23 protein-coding genes are annotated in these 24,193 nt (G+C 63.7%); 15 read left to right on the forward strand and 8 right to left on the reverse strand.

Translation table 11 applies throughout. The features are described 5' to 3' along the window. Positions 1–14: 14 nt before the first annotated feature. Together AB7Z56_RS27030 and AB7Z56_RS27035 are read right to left on the reverse strand one after the other, a co-directional pair. Positions 15–911: a UPF0280 family protein gene (locus AB7Z56_RS27030; protein WP_063983955.1), complete on the reverse strand. Its 897-nt coding sequence runs from the start codon at positions 909–911 to the stop codon at positions 15–17. Beyond that, positions 908–2,365, reverse strand: a complete 1,458-nt coding sequence (locus AB7Z56_RS27035; RefSeq protein WP_187387735.1) for a 6-hydroxynicotinate reductase — start codon at positions 2,363–2,365, stop codon at positions 908–910. Before AB7Z56_RS27035 ends, AB7Z56_RS27030 begins: the two co-directional genes overlap by 4 nt. 250 nt (positions 2,366–2,615) lie before the next feature. Here AB7Z56_RS27035 and AB7Z56_RS27040 point away from each other — a divergent pair, with 250 nt between their 5' ends. Both AB7Z56_RS27040 and AB7Z56_RS27045 read left to right on the forward strand, forming a co-directional pair. Then, positions 2,616–3,098 carry a (2Fe-2S)-binding protein gene (locus tag AB7Z56_RS27040; protein ID WP_063983956.1) on the forward strand — a complete coding sequence of 161 codons (483 nt, stop codon included), beginning with the start codon at positions 2,616–2,618 and terminating at the stop codon, positions 3,096–3,098. Continuing rightward, positions 3,098–6,625, forward strand: a complete 3,528-nt coding sequence (locus AB7Z56_RS27045; RefSeq protein WP_063983957.1) for a molybdopterin cofactor-binding domain-containing protein — start codon at positions 3,098–3,100, stop codon at positions 6,623–6,625. Before AB7Z56_RS27040 ends, AB7Z56_RS27045 begins: the two co-directional genes overlap by 1 nt. Positions 6,626–6,696: 71 nt before the next feature. Here AB7Z56_RS27045 and AB7Z56_RS27050 read toward each other — a convergent pair whose 3' ends face one another. Then, entirely contained in the window at positions 6,697–7,665 is a 969-nt protein-coding gene (locus AB7Z56_RS27050) for a catechol 2,3-dioxygenase (RefSeq protein WP_038955078.1), read from the reverse strand. Between the two features lie 367 nt (positions 7,666–8,032). Continuing rightward, the gene (locus AB7Z56_RS27055; RefSeq protein WP_231144588.1) at positions 8,033–8,251 is read right to left on the reverse strand and encodes a hypothetical protein; all 219 of its coding nucleotides are present in this window, start codon (positions 8,249–8,251) and stop codon (positions 8,033–8,035) included. On the opposite strand from AB7Z56_RS27055, the gene AB7Z56_RS27060 reads away from it, so the two are divergent. The 5 genes from AB7Z56_RS27060 (at position 8,250) to AB7Z56_RS27080 (ending at position 16,221) form a co-directional block, all read left to right on the forward strand. Further along, the gene (locus AB7Z56_RS27060; protein ID WP_224580704.1) at positions 8,250–9,839 is read left to right on the forward strand and encodes an ATP-binding protein; all 1,590 of its coding nucleotides are present in this window, start codon (positions 8,250–8,252) and stop codon (positions 9,837–9,839) included. The two genes, AB7Z56_RS27055 and AB7Z56_RS27060, sit on opposite strands and share 2 nt — an antisense overlap. 136 nt (positions 9,840–9,975) lie before the next feature. Then, positions 9,976–12,984 carry an ATP-binding protein gene (locus AB7Z56_RS27065; protein ID WP_354176872.1) on the forward strand — a complete coding sequence of 1,003 codons (3,009 nt, stop codon included), beginning with the start codon at positions 9,976–9,978 and terminating at the stop codon, positions 12,982–12,984. Between the two features lie 274 nt (positions 12,985–13,258). Further along, on the forward strand, positions 13,259–15,031 hold the full coding sequence (locus AB7Z56_RS27070; protein ID WP_063983960.1) for a di-heme-cytochrome C peroxidase: 1,773 nt from the start codon (positions 13,259–13,261) through the stop codon (positions 15,029–15,031). Positions 15,032–15,145: 114 nt separating this feature from the next. Further along, a complete protein-coding gene (locus tag AB7Z56_RS27075) occupies positions 15,146–15,727 on the forward strand; it encodes a peroxidase-related enzyme (RefSeq protein WP_063986449.1) in 582 nt (193 codons plus the stop codon). Beyond that, complete coding sequence (locus AB7Z56_RS27080) at positions 15,724–16,221, forward strand: MgtC/SapB family protein (protein WP_063983961.1); 498 nt, start codon at positions 15,724–15,726, stop codon at positions 16,219–16,221. Before AB7Z56_RS27075 ends, AB7Z56_RS27080 begins: the two co-directional genes overlap by 4 nt. A 32-nt stretch (positions 16,222–16,253) precedes the next feature. Here AB7Z56_RS27080 and AB7Z56_RS27085 read toward each other — a convergent pair whose 3' ends face one another. Beyond that, positions 16,254–16,421 carry a hypothetical protein gene (locus tag AB7Z56_RS27085; RefSeq protein WP_166094532.1) on the reverse strand — a complete coding sequence of 56 codons (168 nt, stop codon included), beginning with the start codon at positions 16,419–16,421 and terminating at the stop codon, positions 16,254–16,256. A 139-nt stretch (positions 16,422–16,560) separates the two neighbouring features. Continuing rightward, on the reverse strand, positions 16,561–17,292 hold the full coding sequence (locus AB7Z56_RS27090) for a Crp/Fnr family transcriptional regulator (protein WP_063983962.1): 732 nt from the start codon (positions 17,290–17,292) through the stop codon (positions 16,561–16,563). Positions 17,293–17,454: 162 nt separating this feature from the next. On the opposite strand from AB7Z56_RS27090, the gene AB7Z56_RS27095 reads away from it, so the two are divergent. After that, positions 17,455–17,658, forward strand: coding sequence for a hypothetical protein (locus AB7Z56_RS27095; protein ID WP_063983963.1), 204 nt, complete (start codon positions 17,455–17,457; stop codon positions 17,656–17,658). 43 nt (positions 17,659–17,701) lie between these two features. Here AB7Z56_RS27095 and AB7Z56_RS27100 read toward each other — a convergent pair whose 3' ends face one another. After that, on the reverse strand, positions 17,702–17,845 hold the full coding sequence (locus tag AB7Z56_RS27100; RefSeq protein ID WP_166094525.1) for a hypothetical protein: 144 nt from the start codon (positions 17,843–17,845) through the stop codon (positions 17,702–17,704). Between the two features lie 276 nt (positions 17,846–18,121). Between AB7Z56_RS27100 and AB7Z56_RS27105 the strand changes: the two genes are divergently transcribed. After that, complete coding sequence (locus tag AB7Z56_RS27105; protein ID WP_166094517.1) at positions 18,122–18,277, forward strand: hypothetical protein; 156 nt, start codon at positions 18,122–18,124, stop codon at positions 18,275–18,277. A 15-nt stretch (positions 18,278–18,292) separates the two neighbouring features. Here AB7Z56_RS27105 and AB7Z56_RS27110 read toward each other — a convergent pair whose 3' ends face one another. Continuing rightward, positions 18,293–18,922, reverse strand: coding sequence for a ParB-like protein (locus tag AB7Z56_RS27110; protein ID WP_063983964.1), 630 nt, complete (start codon positions 18,920–18,922; stop codon positions 18,293–18,295). Positions 18,923–19,258: 336 nt separating this feature from the next. Between AB7Z56_RS27110 and AB7Z56_RS27115 the strand changes: the two genes are divergently transcribed. The 6 genes from AB7Z56_RS27115 to AB7Z56_RS27140 all read left to right on the forward strand — a co-directional run bounded on the left by AB7Z56_RS27115 (position 19,259) and on the right by AB7Z56_RS27140 (position 24,046). Further along, positions 19,259–19,600 carry a hypothetical protein gene (locus AB7Z56_RS27115; protein WP_441256541.1) on the forward strand — a complete coding sequence of 114 codons (342 nt, stop codon included), beginning with the start codon at positions 19,259–19,261 and terminating at the stop codon, positions 19,598–19,600. Between the two features lie 209 nt (positions 19,601–19,809). After that, positions 19,810–20,097 carry an acyl carrier protein gene (locus AB7Z56_RS27120; protein ID WP_007592476.1) on the forward strand — a complete coding sequence of 96 codons (288 nt, stop codon included), beginning with the start codon at positions 19,810–19,812 and terminating at the stop codon, positions 20,095–20,097. A gap of 10 nt (positions 20,098–20,107) precedes the next feature. Further along, the gene (locus AB7Z56_RS27125; protein ID WP_063983966.1) at positions 20,108–20,578 is read left to right on the forward strand and encodes a 3-hydroxyacyl-ACP dehydratase FabZ family protein; all 471 of its coding nucleotides are present in this window, start codon (positions 20,108–20,110) and stop codon (positions 20,576–20,578) included. Further along, entirely contained in the window at positions 20,575–21,780 is a 1,206-nt protein-coding gene (locus tag AB7Z56_RS27130) for a beta-ketoacyl-ACP synthase (RefSeq protein ID WP_063983967.1), read from the forward strand. Before AB7Z56_RS27125 ends, AB7Z56_RS27130 begins: the two co-directional genes overlap by 4 nt. 47 nt (positions 21,781–21,827) lie before the next feature. After that, the gene (locus AB7Z56_RS27135) at positions 21,828–23,105 is read left to right on the forward strand and encodes a beta-ketoacyl-ACP synthase (RefSeq protein WP_063983968.1); all 1,278 of its coding nucleotides are present in this window, start codon (positions 21,828–21,830) and stop codon (positions 23,103–23,105) included. An 8-nt stretch (positions 23,106–23,113) separates the two neighbouring features. After that, positions 23,114–24,046, forward strand: a complete 933-nt coding sequence (locus AB7Z56_RS27140; RefSeq protein WP_441256542.1) for a lipid A biosynthesis lauroyl acyltransferase — start codon at positions 23,114–23,116, stop codon at positions 24,044–24,046. The last annotated feature ends 147 nt before the right edge of the window (positions 24,047–24,193 follow it).

Below are 24,193 nucleotides of genomic sequence, written 5' to 3' on the forward strand. Positions count from 1 at the left end.
TTTCGCTTCCCTGTTCAGGCATAGACCGCGTTCTCCAGCATGCGCGGGCGCGTTCGTTGCTCTTCCATATCCCTGGTTCCGATGACAAGCATATCACCACAAAGCTGCAACACGGCACCCTCGATCAATCCACGATCGAACAATTGCCGTGCACATTCCGCGCCAGATTCCAGCGCGGCCGCGATCTCGCTCTGCGACAATTCACCGACATCGCGGGTGACGAGACGCGCGCCGAGGTCGCTGTCGGGCTGAAGCTCGTTCGCAGACTTTCTGATGATGGCGGGATGCCCGGGCAGATCGACGGCATTGGCGATGACCGTCGCGGCCGCATCGGCCTGCGATGCGGTGGCAGCCAGCACCGTGACCGCGTCGGCAATGCCGAGCGAAAAGCTGCGGCCGTGACGCCCGCTGGTCGCGATGCCGCGCACGGGATCACCTGAGTAGACCCTCATCTTGCGCAGCACGCCGGCACGATCAGGCCGATCCATCAGGCCGACCGAAAAATGCTCGCCCTCGCCGAGATGCAGCGCGATATCGCCGCCATTGTTGACATAGGCCTGATCGAGCGTCGCAGCGCCCAGCATGGCGCCAAGAATCTCCTCTGCAACGCTGCCGGCAACCGCGGCCATCGGCGTAATGAAGCAATCGGCGGCATAGGGTGCGACAGCAGCGTGCATCCGACGCGCCACCACGCCTTTTAGCGAAGTTTGCTTTTCAGCGGCCGTCCGCAGTTCCGGCAATTCCGCGCAGAGTTCGTCGAGCAGTCCGGTGAAATGCTGCGCCGCTGCCTCATAGGCCGCACGCACTGCGTCAGCGCGCCCCCTCGCCTCCACGATCAGATCAATCGGTCCATCCTGCAAATGCAGCCGCCGGCCACCAGACAGCAATGCGATTTGCGGGAGCCTGGTCATGCCCAGCGCCCTGGAATCGGATTCTGCCAGGGCAATTGGCGGACGTCGTCACCGCTCTGCACCTCGGACAGCGGCTTCACATAATCCATGTGCCCGCCGAGCGCGGCATAGTCGGACAGCTTCATCGTGAACTCGATCGGCGCGACCAGCGCCGGGGTCGGCACATAGCCGAACGCGCCTGAAGGCATCTGTGTCACGTCGACCATGTAGGTGATGCCGCCGCCCGGCCAGACATAAACAGGCGCGCCGCCGCTGGTGACGCGCGTCAGCGCGTCCTTCACCGAACGCGTCAGCCGCACCGGATTGTCGGTGACGCCGGCGCGCAAGGAGCCGCCGGCCCCCGCCATGAACAACACCGTGCACAGCGCCGGCTCGCAATTCTCCTGGATGCGCTCGACCGAGAACTTCAGGTCATCAGGCATCTCGGTTTCGACCGGCTTCAGGGCCTCGTCGAGCACATAGTAAGACGAGTGCTCGCCGGTCGTGGAGACCATCAGCATGGAGAGACCAGGCTTGGCTTCCTTGGCGTCGAACGGCCCGAGAATCGCCAGCGGATCGGAAATGTTGGTGCCGCCCCACCCCGTGCCGGGATCGGCGACCTGGAAATAGCGGCCCGGCGTCGAGCGGCGGCCCTTCATCTTGATGCCGGTGTCGGCGATGTCGAGCAGCTTGCCGGCCTGGTGCTCCGAGAGCACGCCGGTGATGTGGTCGTCGACGACGACGACCTCGTCGACCTTGCCGTGCCATTGCTTGGCGAACATGCCAATCGTCGCCGAGCCGCAGCCGACGCGCATGCGCTCTTCCTTCATGCCGTTGACGATCGGCGCCTGGCCGGCCTGCACCACCACGCTTGCGCCGCCGTCGATGGTGAGCTCGACCGCCTTGCAATTGGCGAGATCCATCAGCGTATCGCAGGTGACGCGGCCCTCTTTCTTGGAGCCGCCGGTGAGATGATGCACGCCGCCGAGCGACAGCATCTGCGAACCGTATTCGCTGGTGGTGACGTGGCCGACCGCCTCGCCCTGCGCGCGAACGGTCGCGGTTTCCGGGCCGAGATAGCGGTCGGTGTCGATCTTCACCTTGATGCCGCAATAGGAGAAGATGCCCTCGGTGACGACAGTCACCATGTCGACGCCATCGATCTCGGACGAGACGATGAAGGGCGCCGGCTTGTAGTCGGGATAGGTCGTGCCCGCACCGATCGCGGTGACAAAGGTAGAGGGCTCGTGGACGATCTTGCCGTCCCAGTCTTCGGTGCGGCTGAACGGAACGAGCTTCCCGCCATGCGAGACGGTGCGTTCCAGGATCACGTGCGGGTCGACGCGGACGAGCTTGCCGTCGTGGTTGGCATAGCGGTCGCAGGCGCCCGCCGCGCCCGGCTTGATGTAGCACATCACCGGACAGGCATCGCAACGGATCTTGTCGATGGCGGCGCTCGTCGTTTCAGTCACCATGTCCAAAGCCAGTCGACTGCGGGTATCATTCGTATACGAACGATGTTGCGCGCCCTCCCGAAGGCTGTCAAGCGGCGGTGCGGCGCAAAAGATGCGGCTGCCGCATAAAACCCCATTTGCCTATCCGCTCTGTCCACAAAGAAGGCAGTCGCGCTGCAGTGCGGCATGCGCGGCTTGCACGTTTGTGTACAAACGGTATCGTCGCGACGTAGGTTTTGATGAGCACTTGGCCACGGGCTTGGGAACGAGGATGACGCAGACACCGATCCGCCTCACCGTGAACGGCAGGATCCACGAGATCACGGCAGCGCCGCAGACACCGCTGCTCTATGTGCTGCGCAACGACCTCGCGCTCAACGGTCCGAAATATGGCTGCGGCTTGGGCGAATGCGGCACCTGCACTGTCCTGATCGACGGCGCCGCCGCGCGCTCCTGCGTGATTCCCGTGAGCGGCTGTGCAGGCCGCGACATCCTGACGCTCGAAGGGCTCGGCACGCACGACAAGCCGGATGTGGTGCAGCAGGCCTTCATCGACGAGCAAGCCGCGCAATGCGGCTATTGCCTTAACGGCATGATCATGACCACCAAGGCGTTGCTCGCGATCAACCCGCAGCCGACCGAACAGGAGGCGCTGGCGGCGCTGCGCTACAATCTCTGCCGCTGCGGCACCCATGTCGAGATCCTGCGCGCGGTGATGCGCGCATCCGGCCAGATCACTGAGGCCGTTGATTGATGGCCTCCCCTCTTTCGAACGGAGCTGAGCGGCAATCCGGTTCGCTCGTCGTCGTCCGCACCGTGGACGAAGTCACGTCCGAAACCTTCGTCCGCATCACCGCGGATGGATCGGTCTCGGCCTATAACGGCCATGTCGATCTCGGCACCGGGATCCGCACCGCACTCGGCCAGATCGTCGCCGAAGAGCTGGATGTGTCCTTTGCGCGCGTCGTCGTGGTGCTCGGCGATACCGCCGTGGTTCCAAACCAGGGCGCGACGATCGCGAGCGAGACCATCCAGATCACCGCCGTCCCCCTGCGCAAGGCCGCCGCGCAAGCGCGGCACTTTCTGATCGCGCGCGCAGCCGAGCGGCTGGAGCTGCCGGCCAGCGACCTCAAGATCGAAGACGGCCTCGTGCGCGGGCACAACCGCAGCGTCAGCTATGGCGAACTGATCGGCGGCGAGACCATTCGCCTCGAGCTTGCCGACGACGTCGCACTCAAGTCCGTTGGCGACTACGCCATCGTGGGCCAGTCGACGCCCCGCGTCGACCTGCCCGCCAAGGCGACGGGCGAGTTGACCTTCGTGCACGACATTAGGGTGCCCGGTATGCTGCACGGCCGGGTGGTGCGTCCGCCCTATGCCGGCGTCGATGCCGGGCCGTTCGTCGGCACCAGCCTGATCGCGGTGGATGAGGCCTCGGTACGCGACATTCCCGGCATCATTGCCGTCGTGCGCATCGGCGATTTCGTCGGCGTGGTCGCCGAGCGCGAGGAGAACGCGATCCGCGCGGCGGAGCAGCTCGCGGTGAGCTGGAAGCCGACACCTCATCTAACCGATCTCGCCGACGTCGAGACCGCGCTGCGCGCCCATCCATCGACGCCGCGCACGCTGATCGACAAGGGCGATGTCGATGCTGCGATATCGGGCGCGGCCAAGCCGATGCAGCGCACTTATGTGTGGCCGTACCAGATGCACGCCTCGATCGGGCCGTCCTGCGCAGTCGCCGATGTCCAGGACGGCGACATCCGCGTCTGGTCCGGCACGCAGAACCCGCATGTCCTGCGCAGCGATCTGGCGCTCCTGATCGAGCGTCCCGAGAGCGAGATCGAGGTGATCCGCCTGGAGGCCGCCGGCTGCTACGGCCGCAACTGCGCCGATGACGTCACCGCGGACGCGCTGCTGCTGTCGCGCGCCGTCGGCCGGCCCGTGCGCGTGCAGCTGACGCGCGAGCAGGAGCACGCCTGGGAGCCCAAGGGCACGGCGCAGCTCATCGACGTCAATGGCGGGCTCGACGCGGACGGCGGCGTCGCCGGCTACGACCTCGCCACGCGCTACCCTTCCAACGCTGCGCCGACATTGGCGCTGCTGTTGACGGGGCGAATCTCGCCGGTGGCCGATGTGCTCCACATGGGCGACCGCACCGCGATTCCGCCTTACGACTACGACCACATGCGCGTCGTCGCCCACGACATGGCGCCGATCGTGCGCGCGTCCTGGTTTCGCGGTGTCTCGGCGCTGCCGAACACGTTCGCGCATGAATCCTATATCGACGAGGCCGCGACCGAGGCCGGCGTCGATCCGATCGAATACCGCCTGCGTTACCTGAAGGACCAGCGCGCCGTCGATCTCGTCAATGCGGTGGCCGAGCGCGCGGGCTGGACGCCCCGGCCTGTCCGCGAAGAGAAAAACGGCGACATCGTGCACGGGCGCGGCTTTGCCTATGCGCTCTATGTCCACAGCAAGTTTCCCGGCTATGGTGCGGCGTGGTCGGCCTGGGTTGCCGACGTTGCGGTGAACAAGTCCACCGGCGATGTCAGCGTCACGCGCGTCGTCGCCGGGCAGGACTCCGGCCTGATGATCAATCCGGACGGCGTGCGCCACCAGATCCACGGCAACGTCATCCAGTCCACCAGCCGCGCGCTGATGGAGGAGGTTTCGTTCGAGCGCGGCGCGGTGGCGGCGCGCGAATGGGGCGCTTATCCGATCATCCCGTTCCCCGACGTGCCCAAGATCGACGTGCTGATGTTGCCGCGTCAGGACCAGCCGCCGCTCGGCGTCGGCGAGTCCGCCTCGGTGCCGAGCGCAGCCGCGATCGCCAACGCGATCTTCGATGCCACCGGCGTGCGCTTCCGCGAGCCGCCGTTCACGCCCGAGCGTATCCTGAGGGGGTTGCACGCTGAAACATCGCCCGTGCCGCAAGCCCTGCCCGCGCCCGCTGCGCCGCCGCCGTCACGCATCTGGCAGAATCCGTTCGCCAAGCGCGCCGGCATCTTCGCGACGATCGCGGCCGTCTGCACCGCCGCGATCGGCGTCGGCGCGGCCCTCTTGCCCGGACGCGCCATCGCGCCGATCGCGCGGCCTGATGCCTCGGTCTATTCCGCGGCGACGATCGCGCGCGGAGAGCAACTCGCAGCACTCGGCAATTGCGCGGAGTGCCACACCAGCCTCAATGGCGTGCTCAACGCCGGCGGCCGCGCACTTCAGACGCCGTTCGGCACGATCTACTCAACCAACATCACGCCTGACGTCGAGACCGGCATCGGCGCCTGGTCCTATCCCGCCTTCGAGCGCGCGATGCGCGACGGGCTGCACCGCGACGGACGGCAGCTCTACCCCGCCTTCCCCTACACCCATTTCGCCAAGACCAGCGACGCCGACATGCAGGCGCTCTACGCCTACCTGATGACCCAGCCTTCGGTTCGCGCCACAGCGCCGGCGAATGCGCTCGCCTTCCCGTTCAACCTCCGCCCGCTGCTTGCGGGCTGGAATGCCCTGTTCCACAGGACGAGCGAATTCAAGCCCGATCCCGCCAAATCCGAGCAGTGGAACCGCGGCGCCTATCTCGTCGAGAGCCTCGGCCATTGCACCGGGTGTCATTCGCCGCGCAACGCGCTCGGCGCGGAGCAGCGCAATGCGTATCTCGCGGGTGGATTTGCCGAGGGCTGGGAAGCGCCGGCCCTGACCTCGCTCTCGCATGCGCCGATTCCATGGAGTGAAGACGAACTCTTCGCCTATTTGCGCACCGGCCAGTCGCGTTATCACGGCGTGGCGGCCGGTCCGATGGCGCCGATCGTCAGGGATCTCACGGCGCTACCCGACCAGGACATCCGCGCGATGGCGATCTACCTCAACTCGTTCAACGACCCCGCAACCGATACGCAGACGCAGGATGCGCTCGCCGCGAAGCTCGAAGGCGCAACGCAAGTCGCGACCGCCGCTTCCACCGGAGCGCGGCTCTATCAGGGCGCCTGCGCCGTCTGCCACGAGGTCGGCGGCCTGCCGCTGTTCGGCAGCCGGCCCTCGCTCGCGCTCAACAGCAATCTGCACAGCAGAATGCCGGACAATCTTGTCCAGGTGATCCTGCACGGCGTCACCGAGCCCGTCTCCAGCGACCTCGGCTACATGCCCGCCTTCAAGAACAGCATGAGCGACGCACAAGTCGAAGAGCTCGTCACCTTCCTGCGCCGGCAGTTCGCGCCGGACAAGCCGGCCTGGACCGGCGTCCGCGAGACGATCGCGCGCGTGCGCACCTCAACGCATTGATGGAGCACGACCTAATCGGAAAGCCGCTTCACACTTTGCGCTAACGCGGCCCTTCGGGTCCGGGTCATGCTCTAGCCGTGCTTCTTCGCCTCCACCGGCGGTGTGCCGTGGGTGTGGAACGACTCGATCGTCTTCAATCCCCACGCCTGGCCCTTCTTGCGCTCCTCCTCGGTCCACACGATCGGCTTCCAGTCGGGGGCGAGGATGAGGCGCGCCCCGGCATTGGCGACCTCGACGCGGTTGCCGCCGGGCTCGTAGACATAAAGGAAGAAGGTCTGCTGGATCGCGTGCTTGTGCGGGCCGGTCTCGATGTGCACGCCGTTCTCCAGGAAGATATCGGCGGCGCGCAAAATCTCCTCGCGGCTGTCGAGCGCGTAGGTGACATGGTGGAAGCGGCCGGGTGTGCCGGAGTGGTCGAGCGAGTAGGCGAAGTCGTAGCTCTTGTTCGACATCGTCAGCCACATCGCCGCTTCCCGCCCGTCGTTGAGCACGATCTGCTCGGTGAGGCGGCAGCCGAGATAGTTTTCGAAGAACTCGCGGTTGGCCTTGATGTCGACGGCGAGGCAGTTGAGGTGATCGAGGCGGCGGACATTGACGCCGCGCGCGGGAAAGCGTTGCGCCTGGTTCTTCAGCGCGGGTCTAAGCTCCGGCGGCGCCTGGTACCATTCGGTCTCGTAATAGAGCTCGACGATATGGCCGTCAGGGTCGCGGCAGCGGAAGGTCGGCCCCTGCCCCATGTCGCCGTCGATCCAGCCGATGTCGAAGCCGGAGCCTTTCAGCGCGGCGACGCGGCGCTCCAGCGCCTGCTGGCTGCGCGCGCGCAGCGCCATATGCTCCATGCCTGATGTCTTCGACGCCGTCAGCTTGAGCGAATAGCGCTCATAATCGTCCCAGCCGCGCAGGTAAACCGACTCGCCCTTCTGCCCGCTGACGGTCATGCCCATGACGTCGACGAAGAATTTCAGGCTCTCGTCGGGCTTCGGCGTCAGCAGCTCCATGTGGCCGAGATGAGCAAGATCAAGGATCGGTTCGGGCTGCATGCTTTCCTCCAGGCGTGACTGCGATCCGCCGGACCGGATCGCGCAACCGGACGCAAGGCTGCAAACGCGCTCGAGCGTACGGGGCGGCATCCAGGCCGCAGGTTCATTTGTACTAATGTACAAATGATTAGGTCCCGTCAACAAATCAAAACATGGCCGTCCGGATCGAGTGACGCGCCAGCCGGGATGACCTCCATCCCCGAACGGCGGACCGACTGGCCGAATGGTAAAATCTTCCTTAAGCGCTGTCGGGCCTATCGGCCTAGAAAAGCGGCATCCCCCTACCGATTCCGCCCGCAAGTATGCATTAGGAGCAAATCTCTCAACCGAATTGTCGCAGATTTAACAAAGCCCCCGCGCCTGCCGTTTAACCGTTTGTCCAGCCGCGGCACGCATAGTCAGGGTTAAACCCCTTGCTCATGCCAGGTTCATTCATCGTGACATCCTTTGGACGCGTGATTTCGGTACGCGGGTCGCTCGCCCGGGTCGGGCTGCTGGCGGCAAGCCAGATGCCGGTCTCAGAAATTCGGGCCACCGTCGGCCGTTTCGTCAGCATCCGCTGCGCCAGCTCGGTGATCGTCGCCATGATCACCGAGGTGTCCTGCGAGAACCTCTCGAGCTCCGACTACATCGCCATCGCGTCGGTCGACCTGCTCGGCGAAATCCACAATGCCGCCGACAAGGCCAAGTTCCAGCGCGGCGTCACCAACTATCCGACCATCGGCGATTCCGTCGACCTGATCACGAGCCAGGAGCTGCGCACGATCTACGCGCCGACCGGATCGGACCAGATCAATGTCGGCTTCCTCCAGCAGGACCGCTCCGTCGTCGCCTATGTCGACGTCGAGGAAATGCTCTCCAAGCATTTCGCGGTGCTGGGATCGACCGGCGTCGGCAAATCCACCGGCGTGTCGCTGCTGCTCAACGAGATCCTGAAATCACGCCCGAACCTGCGCATCTTCCTGCTCGACGTGCACAACGAATATGGCCGCTGCTTCGGCGATCGCGCGCTGGTGCTCAACCCGCGGAACCTGAAGCTGCCGTTCTGGCTGTTCAACTTCGAGGAAATCGTCGACGTGCTGTTCGGCGGCCGCGCCGGCGTGCCCGAGGAGCTCGACGTCCTCGCCGAGGTGATCCCGATCGCCAAGGGCATCTACACCCAGTATCAGAACACCGATCGGCTCGGCCTGAAGCGCATCGATCCCAAGCAGGTCGGCTTCACCGTCGACACGCCGGTGCCATACCGCCTGGTCGATCTGATCTCGCTGATCGACGAGCGCATGGGCAAGCTGGAAAACCGCTCCTCTCGCATCATCTATCACAAGCTGATCTCGCGCATCGAGGCCGTCCGCAACGACCCGCGCTACGCCTTCATGTTCGACAACGCCAATGTCGGCGGCGACACCATGGCCGAGGTGATCAGCCATCTGTTCCGCCTGCCCGCCAACGGCAAGCCGATGACGGTGATGCAGCTCGCCGGCTTCCCGGCCGAGGTCATCGATTCCGTCGTCTCGGTGCTGTGCCGCATGGCCTTCGACTTCGGCCTGTGGAGCGACGGCGTGTCGCCGATGCTGTTCGTCTGCGAAGAGGCGCACCGATATGCCTCCGCCGACCGCAATGTCGGCTTCGGCCCGACCCGCAAGGCGGTGTCGCGCATCGCCAAGGAAGGCCGCAAATACGGCGTCTATCTTGGCCTCATCACCCAACGTCCAGCCGAGCTCGACGCCACCATCATCTCCCAGTGCAACACGCTGTTCACGATGCGTCTGGCCAACGAGCGCGACCAGGCGCTGCTGCGCGCCGCGGTGTCGGATGCCGCCGCGAACCTGCTGTCCTTCGTGCCATCACTCGGCACCCGCGAAGTCCTGGCGTTCGGCGAAGGCGTCGCGCTGCCGACCCGCCTGCGCTTCAAGGAGGTGCCGCCGCACCAATTGCCGCGCGGCGAAGCCACCATCTCAAGCGTGCCGTCGGTCACCTCCGGTCACGACATGCATTTCGTCGGCGCCGTGCTCGAGCGCTGGCGCGGCGCCACCTCGCAACGCGACGTGCCGAACGACCCGGTGTTCTCGCAGCCGCCCGCAAAGACGCTCGCGACCGCCGAAGCGCCGATGCTGCAGCCCTCGATGGGGCTGGACCCGGATCGCTTCTCGCTGCTGAAGAAGCCACTGCGGTAAGGAACGGACACCGCTTCGGCAAATTCCGCTGTCATGCCCCGGCTTGACCGGAGCATCCAGTACGCCGCGGCCCCTCGATTCAATCACGATCGCCTCTGGAATTTCCCGAACAGCGGACAGTCGTGAAAGACGGGGAATGCCCCCGGATATCGCGGCTCAAGGCCGCGTCTCGCGGATAGCCCAAGGCTTGTCCTTCGTGCTACCTTTGCCTTTTAGAGCCGGTTTGAGCACGCGGGGCGCGAAGATGTCCGTGGGCGGTGCCAATATTGCGGATCGTAACATCATAACGGTGCTCGCCGTCGACATGGTGGGTTCAACTCGCCACATCGCGGCTTGCGATCCCGATGAAGCTCAAGCGTTTTTGGACCAGTGGCTGGATCACATCCGCAACTCCGTGGAGCGTCTCGGGGGACAGATTGTCCACTATGCGGGAGACGGTGGCATTGCCATATTCGGCTGGCCAACCGCATATGAGGATCATGCGGATCGTGCGTGCATCGCAGCCTGGGACATTCAGAGTCATAGCCAGTCGTCCGGCCCCAGGGGAGATCCGGTCAATTTTCGCGTCGGACTTCACTCCGGCCTGGTCGGCTTACGCATAGGCGGCAAAAATGCCATCGCCCGCTTCGACGTTGCCGGAGCGACCGTGCACGTTGCTGCCAAGCTGCAGCAGGAAGCAGCGGCAGGCGAGATCAGGGTTAGCGCCGAAACCGCAAAGCTGTGCCGATCGCCACTCGGCCTTACGGCGCACAAGACGACTTCGGGAATCGCCGATCGGGTCATCGAGGCCTACACGCTAAATGCCCGGCCGGACGATGTCGATCACAACGAAATCGCCAGCCGCTATCAAAATCCGATCGTGAATCGGGTCGACGAACTTGCGGCGCTTCGGGAGCTCCTCCCGCGCCCGGGCGCCAAAAGCTGCTCCGTCACGCTGCTGGGCGAACCAGGTATCGGTAAGAGCCGCCTTGCGACAGCCGTAATGACCGAGGCACTGACATCCGACGTGCGATGCTGCGTCTTTTATGGCGGCGTACAGAAACGTGCCACCGCATTCGCCGCCGCCCGCACCTTGGTGGGCGACATGCTCGCTGCAAACAGCTCATCTTCGGATGCACATATTCGTGAGGCTCTCGCGGAACTGCACATCGAGGCAGCCGATCGCAGAAAGCTCGAAGCCCTATTCATCGCCGGAAAAGCGTCCTCTCGCCAACGATTGACCGACAATACGCAAACGCAAATTGCACGTGCACTTGTCAATGCCTTCCTCGCATTGGCGCTTGATAGACCAACTCTCTTGCTGATCGAAGACCTCCAGTGGATCGATCCGGAAAGCCGCCATTTCCTGAAATTGCTCGCGCGCGCAAGTACCCCAAAGCCGCTTTGCATATTGCTGACCGGACGTCCGGAATCATCAGACCAGTCCATGGAGATTGCGGACTCGCTCATTCATCTACAACCGCTGTCGCGGGCCTGCATGGAGGCTTTGGGACGCCAATTGTGGCCGAAAACTCGATCCCCGACCGTGTTTGCGAGAGCAATCGATCGCGCCGACGGCGTCCCCTTCGTATTGGAAGAGTTCTTGCGTTCGGCGGACGCGACGAACGCAACGAGCGAACATTCGCTGCCTCAGAGCGTCGAGTCCGTGATTCATGCGCGCCTGCAACGGCTTTCTCCGAAGTTGAAGGCATTCGTGCAGACGCTCAGCCTGCTGGGAGAGGAGGTCGAAATCCAATTGGCTACGACGGTGCTCGGCGTGGACGTAGGCGAGCTGCTGACTGCGTTGTTCGAGCTTGCCCGATTTGCTTTTGTCCATCCGCTTGCGGGTAACTCCGTGCGTTTCCGGCATCAGATCATCGCCGAGGCCTGTGCAAACACGATACCGCGTGGCCGGCGTCTGGAAATCCACCAGGCCGCTGTCCAGGCGATCATTCGGCGTTACCCGAATCTGGATGGTCGTTACGAACAGTTGGCCTTTCATGCAGAGGAAGCCGGAGATGCTGATGCTGCACTTGGCTACCTCTGGGACGCCGCCGTCGAAGCGCGCCGGAACGCCGCAGCCTCATCGCTCAGTTTGATATACGACCGGGCGCTCAAGCTCATCGAGCGTCTTGGGGAAGCCGCCGAAGAAAAATATGTCGACTTCGGTCGAATGAGCTTCGCTTCGATGCTGCAACTCGGCGAATTCAAAAAAGTAAATATGCATTTGCCACGGACGTTGGAGCTGGCGCGGCGCCAAGGCAGGATTGCTCACGTGTGCAGCGTCCAGTCGCAACTCGGGATGGTCTACTGGTTTGAGGGCCGGTATGAAGAAGGGCTGCAAATAACGAGCGAGGGACTGAGGACGGCTCGAGCGCTGAAATCGACTGCACTCATATTTTCAAATCAGACCATCATGGCAAATGTGTTGCACAGCATGGGCCACGTCCATCGCGCGATTGCGGCGATGGACGAACTGAATGAAATGCTCACAGGAGAACTCGAGACTGCCCGTCTCGGGACACCGGCCGGTCCAAAATGCACGGTTTTGGCATTCAGGAGCTGGTTCATGAATGCAACAGGTCAATATGCGGAGGCGCTCGGATTCGCATTGCGTGCATTGGAGATCGCAGTTCGCGAACAGGATTCATATGGGCAAGTGCTCGCCCGCATTACGATGGGACGAAATCTCCTCATGCTCCATCGAAATGACCAGGCTGTGGAATGCTTGTCGATTGCAAGGGAGATCGTCGAACGTAACGGCTACGATGCCAGCAAGGCCAACCTGACCGGAGCAATGGCGACCGCTCTGGCACGAACAGGCCAGGCACATCAGGCCGTCGACCTGATAGACGCCTGTATGGAGAGCGGCACGCATCTGCGGACAGGCCAGATCGAGCTCTGCCTTCTCTATGCGGGTTACGCTGAGGCTCTCGTTCGGGACGGGAAATCCGAACGTGGCCTGAGCGCCTTGGATGACGCTCTTTCCATCGCCAGGACCATCAGGAACCCATGGCTGATTGTCGAATGTCTTGGTTTGAGGGTGCGACTGCTCGCCGAGGCGAAGCCTGGCACCGCCCGCGTCGCTGAGGATCTCGCCGAGATGCACGCGATTTGCGATCAGTTTGGCATTGTTGCCTGGGACGGATCCCGGCTCGCGGTTTAGCAAGGCCGCTCGTGTCGAGACACACCAGTTCACCGGGCCCGTTTCGTGGGCTCGCCGCGCTTCAACGGGCGCGGCATGCAATCCGGGGCTCCGACCCGGAGCAACGACCTTGACGGGACTTTGCCAAGAAGTACAATCTCGAGCATCGGACGGCTATTTCTGACAGCTCTCGTCGCTACCGGGCGAGCTGCGTCTCGCCGAGCTGCGCATATCTCCACAAATTCTGATTTCGAGAAAACGGGTGGTTCAATTGTAGTTCACGGAGGCTCATGCGATGCGTCGTGTCGCTTTCCTCATTCGCTTTGCGCTGGTCGTCGCTGCAAGTTCGGGAATTGAGACCGCTCTCGGCGATCCGATATATGTCGACCAAGGCCCGACATGGACAGCGGAAGACAGGGCTGACTACTACACGCGCGACCAAGGCTCCCGCTTAATCAACCTCACCTGGTTACGGGCATTGAAAGCGAAGGACGGACAACCGTTCCTCTCGGATGGTCTTACCCGATACGGCTTTCTCCCAAATCCGGGCAATAATACCAACCTCCCCGTCGGCCTCCACACCACGGGTCCCGCAGAGTCCCAGATGGTCGGGATAACATGCTCCGCGTGTCACACGCGGCAGGTTGAAGTTGGGGGCAAGACGTACCGCATCGACGGCGGTCCGGCGTTTATGGATTTCCAGGAGTTCCTGAGCGACCTGGACAAGGCGGTAGGAGACGTAACCGCAAGCGACACGGCATTCGCTGCATTTGCTGCGGCCGTCTCCCAACCTGCGACACCTTCTGCTGCCGATGTTGCCGCACTACGTCAGAGGGTTGATGCATGGCACCGGCGCGTTCATGCATTCGTGACCGGTACATTGCCGCCAGTTGGTTGGGGCCCCGGACGTCTGGACGCGATCGGGATCATCTTCAACCGCATATCCGGCACCGACGTTGGGCCGCCGCCCGATTTTTTGATCCCGGAGAACATGAAGATTGGCGATGCTCCGGTGCGCTATCCTTTCCTGTGGAATTCACCGATGCAGAACCAGACCGACTGGGCCGGTTTTGTGTTGAATGGAAACCGCGTCTTCGCACTAGCCCGGAACGCGGGACAGGCTCTCGCATTCGGCAACTTCGAACCAAGGCGCTCGTTCGGCCCGTTCTTCAACTATGCCAACTCCATCAACTTCGATGGACTGAAACGACTTGAGGAATTGCTCCAGAAGATGGGCCCGCCAAAATGGCCATCAGATTGGCCTATCGACTCGAAGCTGGCTAAAGACGGTCAAAAAATCTTCGAGAGGCAGTGCAGCAAGGGGTGTCACGAGAAGAAGGAAGTCCGTGCCCTGCGCGACCTGTTTGTTACGACGTGGGTGACGCCGGTTCAGAACGTCGGCACCGACACACGTCAATTCGACGAGCTTGGTTGGAGGGTGAAGACCGGCGCGCTGAAGGGAGCAGGTATCCCGTTGATCGCCAGGCACCTCGAGGAGGAGGATTATGCCGTCCACATGATGTTCAGTGCAGTCGCCGGAGCGATCCTCGACAATAAGCTGTATCTGGGGAGCGACGTCGGCCCCGGTGACGGCTTTGGCTCCTCGTTGCCTCCCAACGCCCAAAAGGCGCCCTCCACATCCCTCTCTCTGTCACCGGCTCCGGTCAAGGCGTCCATCGCGCCGCCCAGCAGCGCGCAACCTCCGAACCAGCCAGAAAGCCTGACGATCGAACCTGGGACGCTTCTTGAGCGGACCCTCAACCGAGGCGAGTATGAAGCTCGCGTGCTGGAGGGAATTTGGGCCGCGGCGCCTTATTTGCACAACGGCTCGGTGCCGACATTGGCGGAATTGCTCGTACCGCCTGCGAAGCGCATGTCACAATTCAAAGTTGGCGCGAGATACGACATCAAGAATGTTGGTCTTGACGTCACACAAGAGGGGCCAACTCGTCCAGTCACCGATTGCAATGACCTCAATTCAGGAAACAGCCGGTGCGGGCATGACTATGGCACGCGCTTGAGCGACGACGAAAAGAAGGCACTCCTCGAATATTTGAAGACTCTTTGAGAGCCTCGGCTCTGTCTGCGCTAGCCAGGATGTAGTCCGCGCATGCGCTTTGCGCTAAGGACTGCGATCGACTATGTTCCGCGCTTCCCCGAGAGCCCCATCCGGAACATCGTCATGCCCCTTCCTCCTTCACAACGCTTCCCCGCACCCGCCCTCGACACGCTCCCCGACGACATCCGCACGCGCCTGCTCGCCGTGCAGGAGAAGAGCGGCTTCGTGCCGAACGTGTTCCTGACGCTGGCGTACCGGCCCGACGAGTTCCGCGCGTTCTTCGCCTATCACGACGCGCTGATGGAGAAGGACGGCGGCCTCACCAAGGCCGAACGCGAGATGATCGTGGTCGCGACCTCGGCGGCCAACCAGTGCCAGTATTGCGTGATCGCGCACGGCGCGATCCTGCGCATCCGCGCCAAGAACCCGCTGATCGCCGACCAGGTCGCGGTGAACTATCGCAAGGCCGACATCACGCCGCGGCAAAAGGCGATGCTCGATTTCGCGATGAAGGTCTCGGCCGACGCACAGCGCGTCTCCGAGGAGGACTTCGGGGCGCTTGCACCGCACGGCTTCAGCGACGACGACATCTGGGACATCGCCGCGATCTCCGCCTTCTTCGCGCTGTCCAATCGGCTGGCAAACTTCACCGGCATGAGGCCGAACGAGGAGTTTTACCTGATGGGGCGCTTGCCGAAAAAATGACGGAGCTCGACTGGTCCGAAATCCTTGCTCGTCTCGGTGCCGCGACCGTCGCCGCCGGCGCGATCGGCCTCGACCGCGACCTGCACGGCAAACCGATCGGGCTGAAGACGCTCGGCATCGTCGGGCTCTCCACGGCGACCGTGGTTCTGCTCGCCCTGCAGCTCGCCGAGCCAACCAGGGTCGCCGATGCCACCAGCCGCGTCATCCAGGGCATCCTCACCGGCATCGGCTTTCTCGGCGCCGGCGTCATCGTGCATCAGAGCATGGGATTTCGCGTCCGCGGGCTGACCAGCGCCGCCTGCACCTTTCTCGCGGCCTGCATCGGCATCGTCTGCGGCGCCGGACAGTGGAAGATCGTCGCCGTCGCGCTGGCGCTCGCCTTCGTGCTGCTGACGGTGGGCCGCCACATCGAGCGACGGCTGCACCGCATGCTCGGCGGCAAGGGGGATGCGCACACCGCGGAGACGTCTCCGGACGCGCCGCCGCGGACCTAGCCGGCTGCGCCAGCACGCGGCTCTCACATCCGTCACGTTTTCCGTCGCTGGCTCCAGAAGCTTCCGACACCGACGATGGCGGTGACGAGCAGAACGGCAACGAAGGTCTGGATGATCGTGAAATTCAGGGCATCGCGCGCGACGAACAGCGCGGTGATGGCACCGGCAACGATGAACAGAATGCGAAAGATTGCGCTCACGGTGATGCCTCCGGGTCAGCATGACTCGGAGCCACCTGCGCCCTCGACATTCAGGCAACACCGGTTCGGCAATCATGCCGACGGACCATAGCGCCCTGCACCGATACGAATTTGCGGTAGGTCAAGTCGCCTGCGCGCCTCAAAGCGTTGGCGACTGATGCAGGTAACGGCCGTCGAAATCGGCAAGTTCCAAGAATTTCCGCTCGTCCAGCACCGTGACGCGGCCGCGGTGCAGCTCGACGATGCCCTCCTGCCGCAACTGCTTGATCACGCGGTTGGCGTGCACCCCGGTGATTCCCAGGGCTTCGCCGATCTGCTCCTGGGTCAGCGGCATCTCGAAGCTGTTGCCGTCAAGACGCCCGATGACCCGGAGGCGTTCGCGCAGCTCGATCATGACATGGGCAAGCCTTGCGGGCGCGGGACGCTGGCCGACATTGACGATCCATTCGCGAAACATGGCAGCGTCGATCAGCGTGTCTCGCCAGAACAACTCGGCGACGCTTGGACTGCGCTGGTGCAATTTTCGCAGCGTTTCGTGACTGATGAAGCCGAGCGTGCATGGCGTCAGCGTCGACAGATCGTGATCCATCACATGCAGGAACAGGCTCATCAGGTCGGGGATCTCGCCGGGGATGTGGATAGAGAGGATCTGACGCTTGCCGCTTGCTATCGTCTTGGAACGCGCACAGAAGCCATCTGCGATCAGGCAGCAATCGGTTGCGCGCTCGCCGTCGTGCACCACGGGCGCCTCCGCCGGATATTGACGAACCGCGATTGGGAGCGCCTCGATCTCCTTCACGTCGTCGTCCGAGATGCCTGAAGATGTACGCAAACGCCTGACAAGCGCAGCACGGATCGTATCGCTAGGCACGCGAGCTAGCTCCGGTTGGTATGAGGTGGGATCTGTATTGCAATCCCTGGCGCCGAAGCGCCGCTGCAATGAAAAACCCGCGATCCACGCCCCCGGTTCCAACAAAAGTTAAGGACGCCACTCGCCTCCCCATGGTTGGCTTTGCGCCGGAAAGGTGCAGCCATGACCAAGAAGCGCAACCGCACGCGACCGGCCCTGTCACTCCAGGAGCGCCTGAACAGGTTCACGCAGGACGCCCGCGCCGCGGCCAAGAAGCTGCCCGCCGGCACCGAACGCCACACACTCTTGCAGAAGGCGCGCAACGGCGAGGCAGCCGCCGAGATCGAACGCCTTCTGTCCTCACCCGGCCCGCAGCACCAGAAGTGATCGTCCCACCGTTGCGTAGCGGCGACTGCGAGGCGCTACACCGCTAGCGCTGCGCCATCAACTCGAGCGCCGGAGCAAAGCGCTCAGAGAATGTCAGCGTCTTGGCGTGGCGAACTGCAGCAAACGATGCCGAGATTCCTGCTGTGGCGACTGCGAGCAAGGCGATTACGAAAACCAGACGGCGCATTTCGGCCTCCTGTGTGAGCTCGACTACCCACCAGAGATGGGGTGGCTCTGTTTCAGGACGGTTTCATCCCTGCAGAAAATGACTTCGCTCAAGCGGCTGTGATGAGATCCGGCTTCTCGGGCCGCCGCGCCGTAACCAACTAATAATCATCGTCGTTGTCTTGCGACGGTCGCGAGCGGCAACGGGAATTTCGCGCCAGCGACCACGATCATGAATCGCAAGACTGCCGCGATAAGCAGTATTCGCGGGAACGCGGAGTCATCGAGGATTGCTCAAATGAACGTCGTCATCCGGAGGCTCAATGGTCTGTGGCACCTCGTCGTCGGCTCGTGCCAAATCCGAACGCCCTTCCTGGCAACCCAGGACCGCGCGCTGGTCGTGAGCTACGCCCGGCGCGTCTACCCCGGCGCCAAGATCTTTCAGCGCGACTGATGCGAGCGGTTGCGCCTAATCGTCATCCGCCGGCCCGCACCAGCCGGGCAGATAGATAGCGTCCTTGCTCTTGGCCGCGGACAGGGCCTTCTCGAGCGCCTTGTCGAAATTGGCATCGACCGCCTTGCGCGTCAGTTTCCGGCGCAGAAAGTCGGCCCACAGGAATTCCGAGAACGGCGTGGTATCCTTGGCGAAGCCGCCCATGCGGCGGAGCTCGCCGGCAAGGCTCCGGAACGGATCGTCCTTGAGATCGACGACCGATTTCGGCAGATCGCGGAACGGACGCCGCTCGCCCTTGGAATCGTAAGGATAGACCCAGCGCTTGTTGTCCATCACGCCCCAGAAAGCTTCGCGCTCGACCATTCTGAGGTCGCCGACCACGGTCACCAGCACTTCCTTGACGCCCTCGTCGTGCAATGCGCGGCCGAGATGATGATGGTCGATCACGTAGTAGCGCTGGTCCGGTCCGTAGACGACGGGGATCATGTGATTGCCGAGCAGGTCGGCCTGCTTCTTCTTGCCGTGCTCGCGCCAGCGCTTGCGCTTCTCCTTGACCTCGCGCATGCCGACCGTCATCTGCGTCGGCCGGAGCGACAGGATCGGCACCGGATGCACTCTCGGTTCGCGTGCGTTGGTGGTGGTCATGATGAAGGCCCCTCACATGGTTGCAACCGGTGGTCCGGTTCCCTTGATTATGCCATGGGCCCCGCGGCGGCAAAATGCGTTCGATCCGGCCGCGGATATCACAAGCAGATGTTCACGAGAGCCGACGGTGCGTGCTTCGGTGTCGTTGCTGCGACGCAACCTCCGCTTCCTGTCACCGACCTGACAGCCGGCACCGCGTTCGCGCGCGCCGTTCCGGAAATATGCCATGCAAGATAGTGCGAAAGCGCAATGCACGTGTGCGTTGAGAAGATTTTCTGCAAGGCATTCACGACGTATGCTATCTAAAACCCGCTGCTTCGGAGTGATCCCCTCACCATGAAAACACAGCGGCCCATCAGCTCGGATGACGAGCACCGGGTGCTCCAGTTCAGGCCGCGCAACGCGTCTCCCCCGCCGGTCCAACGGGGCAGCGGTACCGTGCAGCCGCTGCGCGTCGCGCCCGAGCCGCTCGACCTGTCGCGCTACGAGAAGCCCCGCCCGGAACCGGACAATTTCCGCCACCGCATGCTCGCCAATATTGCGGCGCTCGCCTTCACCATCGCGCTGACCGCGATCGGGATCTGGCTCGCGGTGAGCATTGCCGACCTGCGCCGCACCCAGGATTGCGTGCTGATGGGCCGCCGCGACTGCGCCAAGGTCACGACGCCCCATATCTAGGCACCCCCCGGGTGAAAAGGCCCGCCGACGGCATCCCCAGCCCTGTCGCCGGGGCCGCCCGGCTCCATTGAACTCAGGGCGGCGCTCCGATATACGGGCTTTCGACCCGGCCAGAGGGGGGGTTGAGGGCGTCATCGGGGCGCGATGCCCACCCACCGTTCCACTCTGGAACTTCCGACAAATATCAGCAATATATCAAAGGCTTAGTGATGTCCTCCACATTCGATCAGGTCGCTACGATCATCGCTGAAACCTGCGACATCCCGCGCGACACGATCACGCCGGATAGCCACGCCATCGATGACCTCGGCATCGACAGCCTCGATTTCCTGGACATCGCGTTCGCGATCGACAAGCAGTTCGGCATCAAGCTGCCGCTGGAAAAATGGACCCAGGAGGTCAACGACGGCAAGGCGACCACCGAGCAGTATTTCGTGCTGAAAAATCTGTGCGCCCGCATCGACGAACTGGTTGCGGCCAAGGGCGCGAGCGCCTAAGCGCGCGGTCATGCAACTCGAATACTTCCACATGATCGATCGCGTCGTCGACCTCAACGTCGACGCGAAGACGATTGTCGTCGAAGCCCTGGTCCCCAAGGAGAGCACGATCTTCGAGGGGCACTTCCCGGGCTATCCCCTGATGCCCGGCGTGCTCCTGATCGAATCGATGGCCCAGGCCTCGGGCTGGCTTCAGCTCGGCGTGCTCAAGTTCGAGCGCATGCCGATCCTGGCCGCCGTCAAGGAGGCCAAGGTCCGCGGCTCGGTCTTCCCCGGCGATCTCATGACCATCGAGGCGACCCTGTCGCATCAGGGCTCGGGCTATGCGGTGACCGAGGCCAAGATCAAGGTCGGCGGCAAGCTGCGCGCGAATTCGACGCTCACCTTCACGCAGATCCCCTTCCCCAATGCGGATATGCGCGGCTTCATGGACGCGGTCGCCAAACGCGTCGGCTTCCCGCAACAGGCCGGATCGCCATGACTGACACTGCTTCGAAGCCCGGCCAGACGGAAGTCTGGATCACCGGCATTGGCCTTGCCACCTCGCTCGGCGAAGGCCTGGACGCCAACTGGGCCGCGCTTCAGGACAAGCGCATCAATGTCGACGAGAAGGGCTTTGCGCCCTGCATCGTGCATCCCCTGATGCCTGTGACCTTCGACAGCCAGATCCCGAAGAAGGGCGACCAGCGCCAGATGGAAGCCTGGCAGCGCATCGGCACCTATGCCGCGGGCCTTGCGCTCGATTCCGCCGGGATCAAGGGCAACAAGGACATCCTGTCGAAGATCGACATGGTGGTGGCCGCCGGCGGCGGCGAGCGCGACCTCAATGTCGACTCCGGCGTGCTCACGGCCGAGGTCAAGGGCGCCAATGCGCCCGGCTTCCTCAACGAACGGCTGATGAGCGATCTCAGGCCGACGCTGTTCCTGGCCCAGCTCTCGAACCTGCTCGCCGGCAACATCGCCATCGTGCACGGTCTCGGCGGCACCTCGCGCACTTTCATGGGCGAAGAGGTCGCGGGTGCCGATGCGGCGCGCATTGCGCTCGCGCGCATCGCCTCGGGCGAGAGCGACATCGCGCTGATCGGCGGCTCCCACAATGGCGAGCGCAAAGACCTGATGGTCCTCTACGAATTCGGCGACTTCAACCTGAAAGACAAGTTTGCTCCGGTGTGGGCGCGCAAGGATCACCCCGGTTTCGCGTTGGGATCTGCCGGCGCGTTCCTGGTGCTGGAATCGAAGGCGCACGCGGAAGCGCGCGGCGCAAAGCCGTTCGCAAAGCTGTCGAGCGTCGTTGCCGACCTCGCCCGGCGCAAGCAACCCGGCGACACGGCCGCGACGCTGGAGAAGCTTTGGGAAAAGCTGCCCAGGCGCGAGGGCAAGGGCGCGATCATATCGGGCGCGACCGGCGCGGAGCCCGCGACGTCAGAGGAGCGCGGCTTCCTGAAGGGCCATGCTGACTTCCCGGTGCGTTCGACCGGCACGATGTTCGGCCACGCCATGGAAACGCAATTCCCGCTTGGCATCGCGCTCGCGGCGCTGTCGATCTCGCGCGGTGCGCTGTTCCCGCCGAACGATTCCACCGGGACCGAGATTGAAATGCAGGGCGCGCCCACCCAGATTGTGGTGGTGGGGGCCGGACACTGGCGCGGCGAGGGCATGGCTCTGGTCGAGGCCGTAAGCTGAAGCGCGTCGCGCTTTGGCGGATGCTCTAGCTCAATCGGGGGATCGACATGACTGCACCACGCGACAAACTCGGGCGTCCCGTCGTCGTCGTCACCGGCATGGGCATCATGACCTCGCTCGGCAACGGCAAGGCCGACAATTGGGCGAAGCTCGTGGCCGGCGAATCCGGCATCCGCACCATCACGCGCTTTCCGGTCGACGGCCTGAGGACGACGATGGCCGGCACGGTCGATTTCGTCAGCGTCGATCCGTTCTCCTCCACCGGCCTGTCCGAGCGGATGGCTGAGCTCGTCACGCAGGAAGCGCTCGCGCAGGCCGGCATCGGCGCCAAGGCCGATTTCCCCGGTCCGCTCTTCCTTGCGGTTGCACCGGTCGAAGTCGAGTGGCCGCAGCGCCGTGAGCTCGGCCGTGCCGTCGGCGCGCAGGATATCACCTATGACGATCTGCTGCGCATCTCCGGCGGCGGCAAGTACAGCGCCTATCACCACCGCTTCATGTTCGGCTCGGTAGCAGCTTATCTCGCCGAGACCTTCGGCACCAAGGGCTCGCCGATCTCGCTGTCGACGGCCTGCGCCTCGGGCGCGACCTCGATCCAGCTCGGCGTCGAGGCGATCCGCCGCGGCGAGACCGATGCCGCGCTGTGCGTGGCAACCGACGGCACCGTGAACCCCGAAGCTCTCGTGCGGTTCTCGCTGCTCTCGGCGCTGTCGACCCAGAACGATCCGCCGCAGGCGGCCTCCCGCCCCTTCTCCAAGAACCGCGACGGTTTTGTCATGGCCGAAGGCGCCGGCGCCCTCGTGCTGGAAAGCTACGAAGCAGCGACCGCGCGCGGCGCAAAAATCCTCGGCGTGATCGCCGGCTGCGGCGAGCTCACCGATTCCTTCCACCGCACCCGCTCTTCGCCTGATGGCAAGCCGATCATCGGCTGCATGAACAAGACGCTGGCCGATGCCGGCATGACGCCGGACCAGATCGACCACATCAACGCGCACGGCACCGCGACGCCCGAGAACGACAAGATGGAGTTCAACACGACATCGGCCGTGTTCGGCGATCTCGCGCAGAAGATCCCGGTGACCTCCAACAAGTCGATGGTCGGCCACACCATCTCGGCCGCGGGCGCGGTCGAAGCGATCTTCTCGCTGCTCACCCTCGAGCATCAGCGCATTCCGCCGACGATCAACTACGACAATCCGGATCCCACGATCCTGTTCGACGTCGTCGGCAACAAGGCGCGCGATGCCCGCGTCACCGCGGTCATGTCGAACTCGTTCGGCTTCGGCGGCCAGAACGCCTCGCTGATCCTGACCCGCGAACCGGCCTGACCGGACGCATGGCGCTGTTACCTGCGAGCATCAAGGCCCGCGCGCGGGAGGCTGCCAAGTCGCTCGGCGGAAGCCTGATCGGGGCCACCACCGTCGGCATGCTGCGCACCACGCGCTATTTCGATCCGGCCAAGACCTCGGACTTCTTCTCCCGCGTGGTGAAGACGATCGGCCCGCGCCTGCGCGAGCACCGCATCGGCCGCGCCAACCTCACCGCGGCATTTCCGGAGAAGTCGCCGGAAGAAATCGAAACCATCCTGATGGGCGTGTGGGACAATCTCGGCCGCGTCGGTGCCGAATTCGCCCATATGGACCAAGTCTGGGATTACGACCGCGATCATCCGGAAAAGAGCCGGATCGAACTGCCCCAGCGCAGCATCGAGCTGTTCGACCAGATCCGCGACGACGGCAAGCCGGCGCTGATCTTTGCAGCCCATCTCGCCAACTGGGAACTGCCGGCGCTCGCCGCCGTCGCGCATGGGCTGGACACTGCGATCCTCTATCGCCGGCCGAACATCGCCTCAGCGGACCGCATCATCCAGGAGATGCGCCAGGTCAACATGGGCACGCTGATCGCTGCGGGGCGCGACGCGCCTTTGCGCCTCGCGCAGGCGCTGAAGGACGGCAAGCACGTCGCCATGCTGATCGACCAGTATCTGACCGGCGGCGTCGAGGTCACCTTCTTCGGCCGCAAGACCCGCGCCAACCCGATGCTGGCGCGCCTGCTGCGCCAGGTCGAATGCCCGATCCATGGCGTCCGCATCGTCCGCCTGCCCGGCAACCGTTTCCGCGGCGAGCTGACCGAGGAGATCAAGCCGGTGCGCGACGCCGACGGCAAGATCGACATCCAGGGCACGACGCAGGCGATCACGAGCGTGGTGGAAGGCTGGGTGCGCGAGCATCCCGAGCAATGGTTGTGGCTGCACCGCAGGTGGCGGTAGCGAGCCGTCAAACGGCTAACGTGGCTACCTATTCCTCATCCTGAGGAGCGCGGAACGCGCGTCTCGAAGGATGCAGGCCCGGCCGGTGGCCTCGCCCTTCGAGACGCGCGCGAAGAGCGCGCTCCTCAGGGTGAGGGTCTGGCCTTC

The sequence above is a fragment of the Bradyrhizobium sp. 482_C4_N1_8 genome (genome assembly GCF_052075965.1).
GTDB classification, from domain to species: domain Bacteria; phylum Pseudomonadota; class Alphaproteobacteria; order Rhizobiales; family Xanthobacteraceae; genus Bradyrhizobium; species Bradyrhizobium barranii.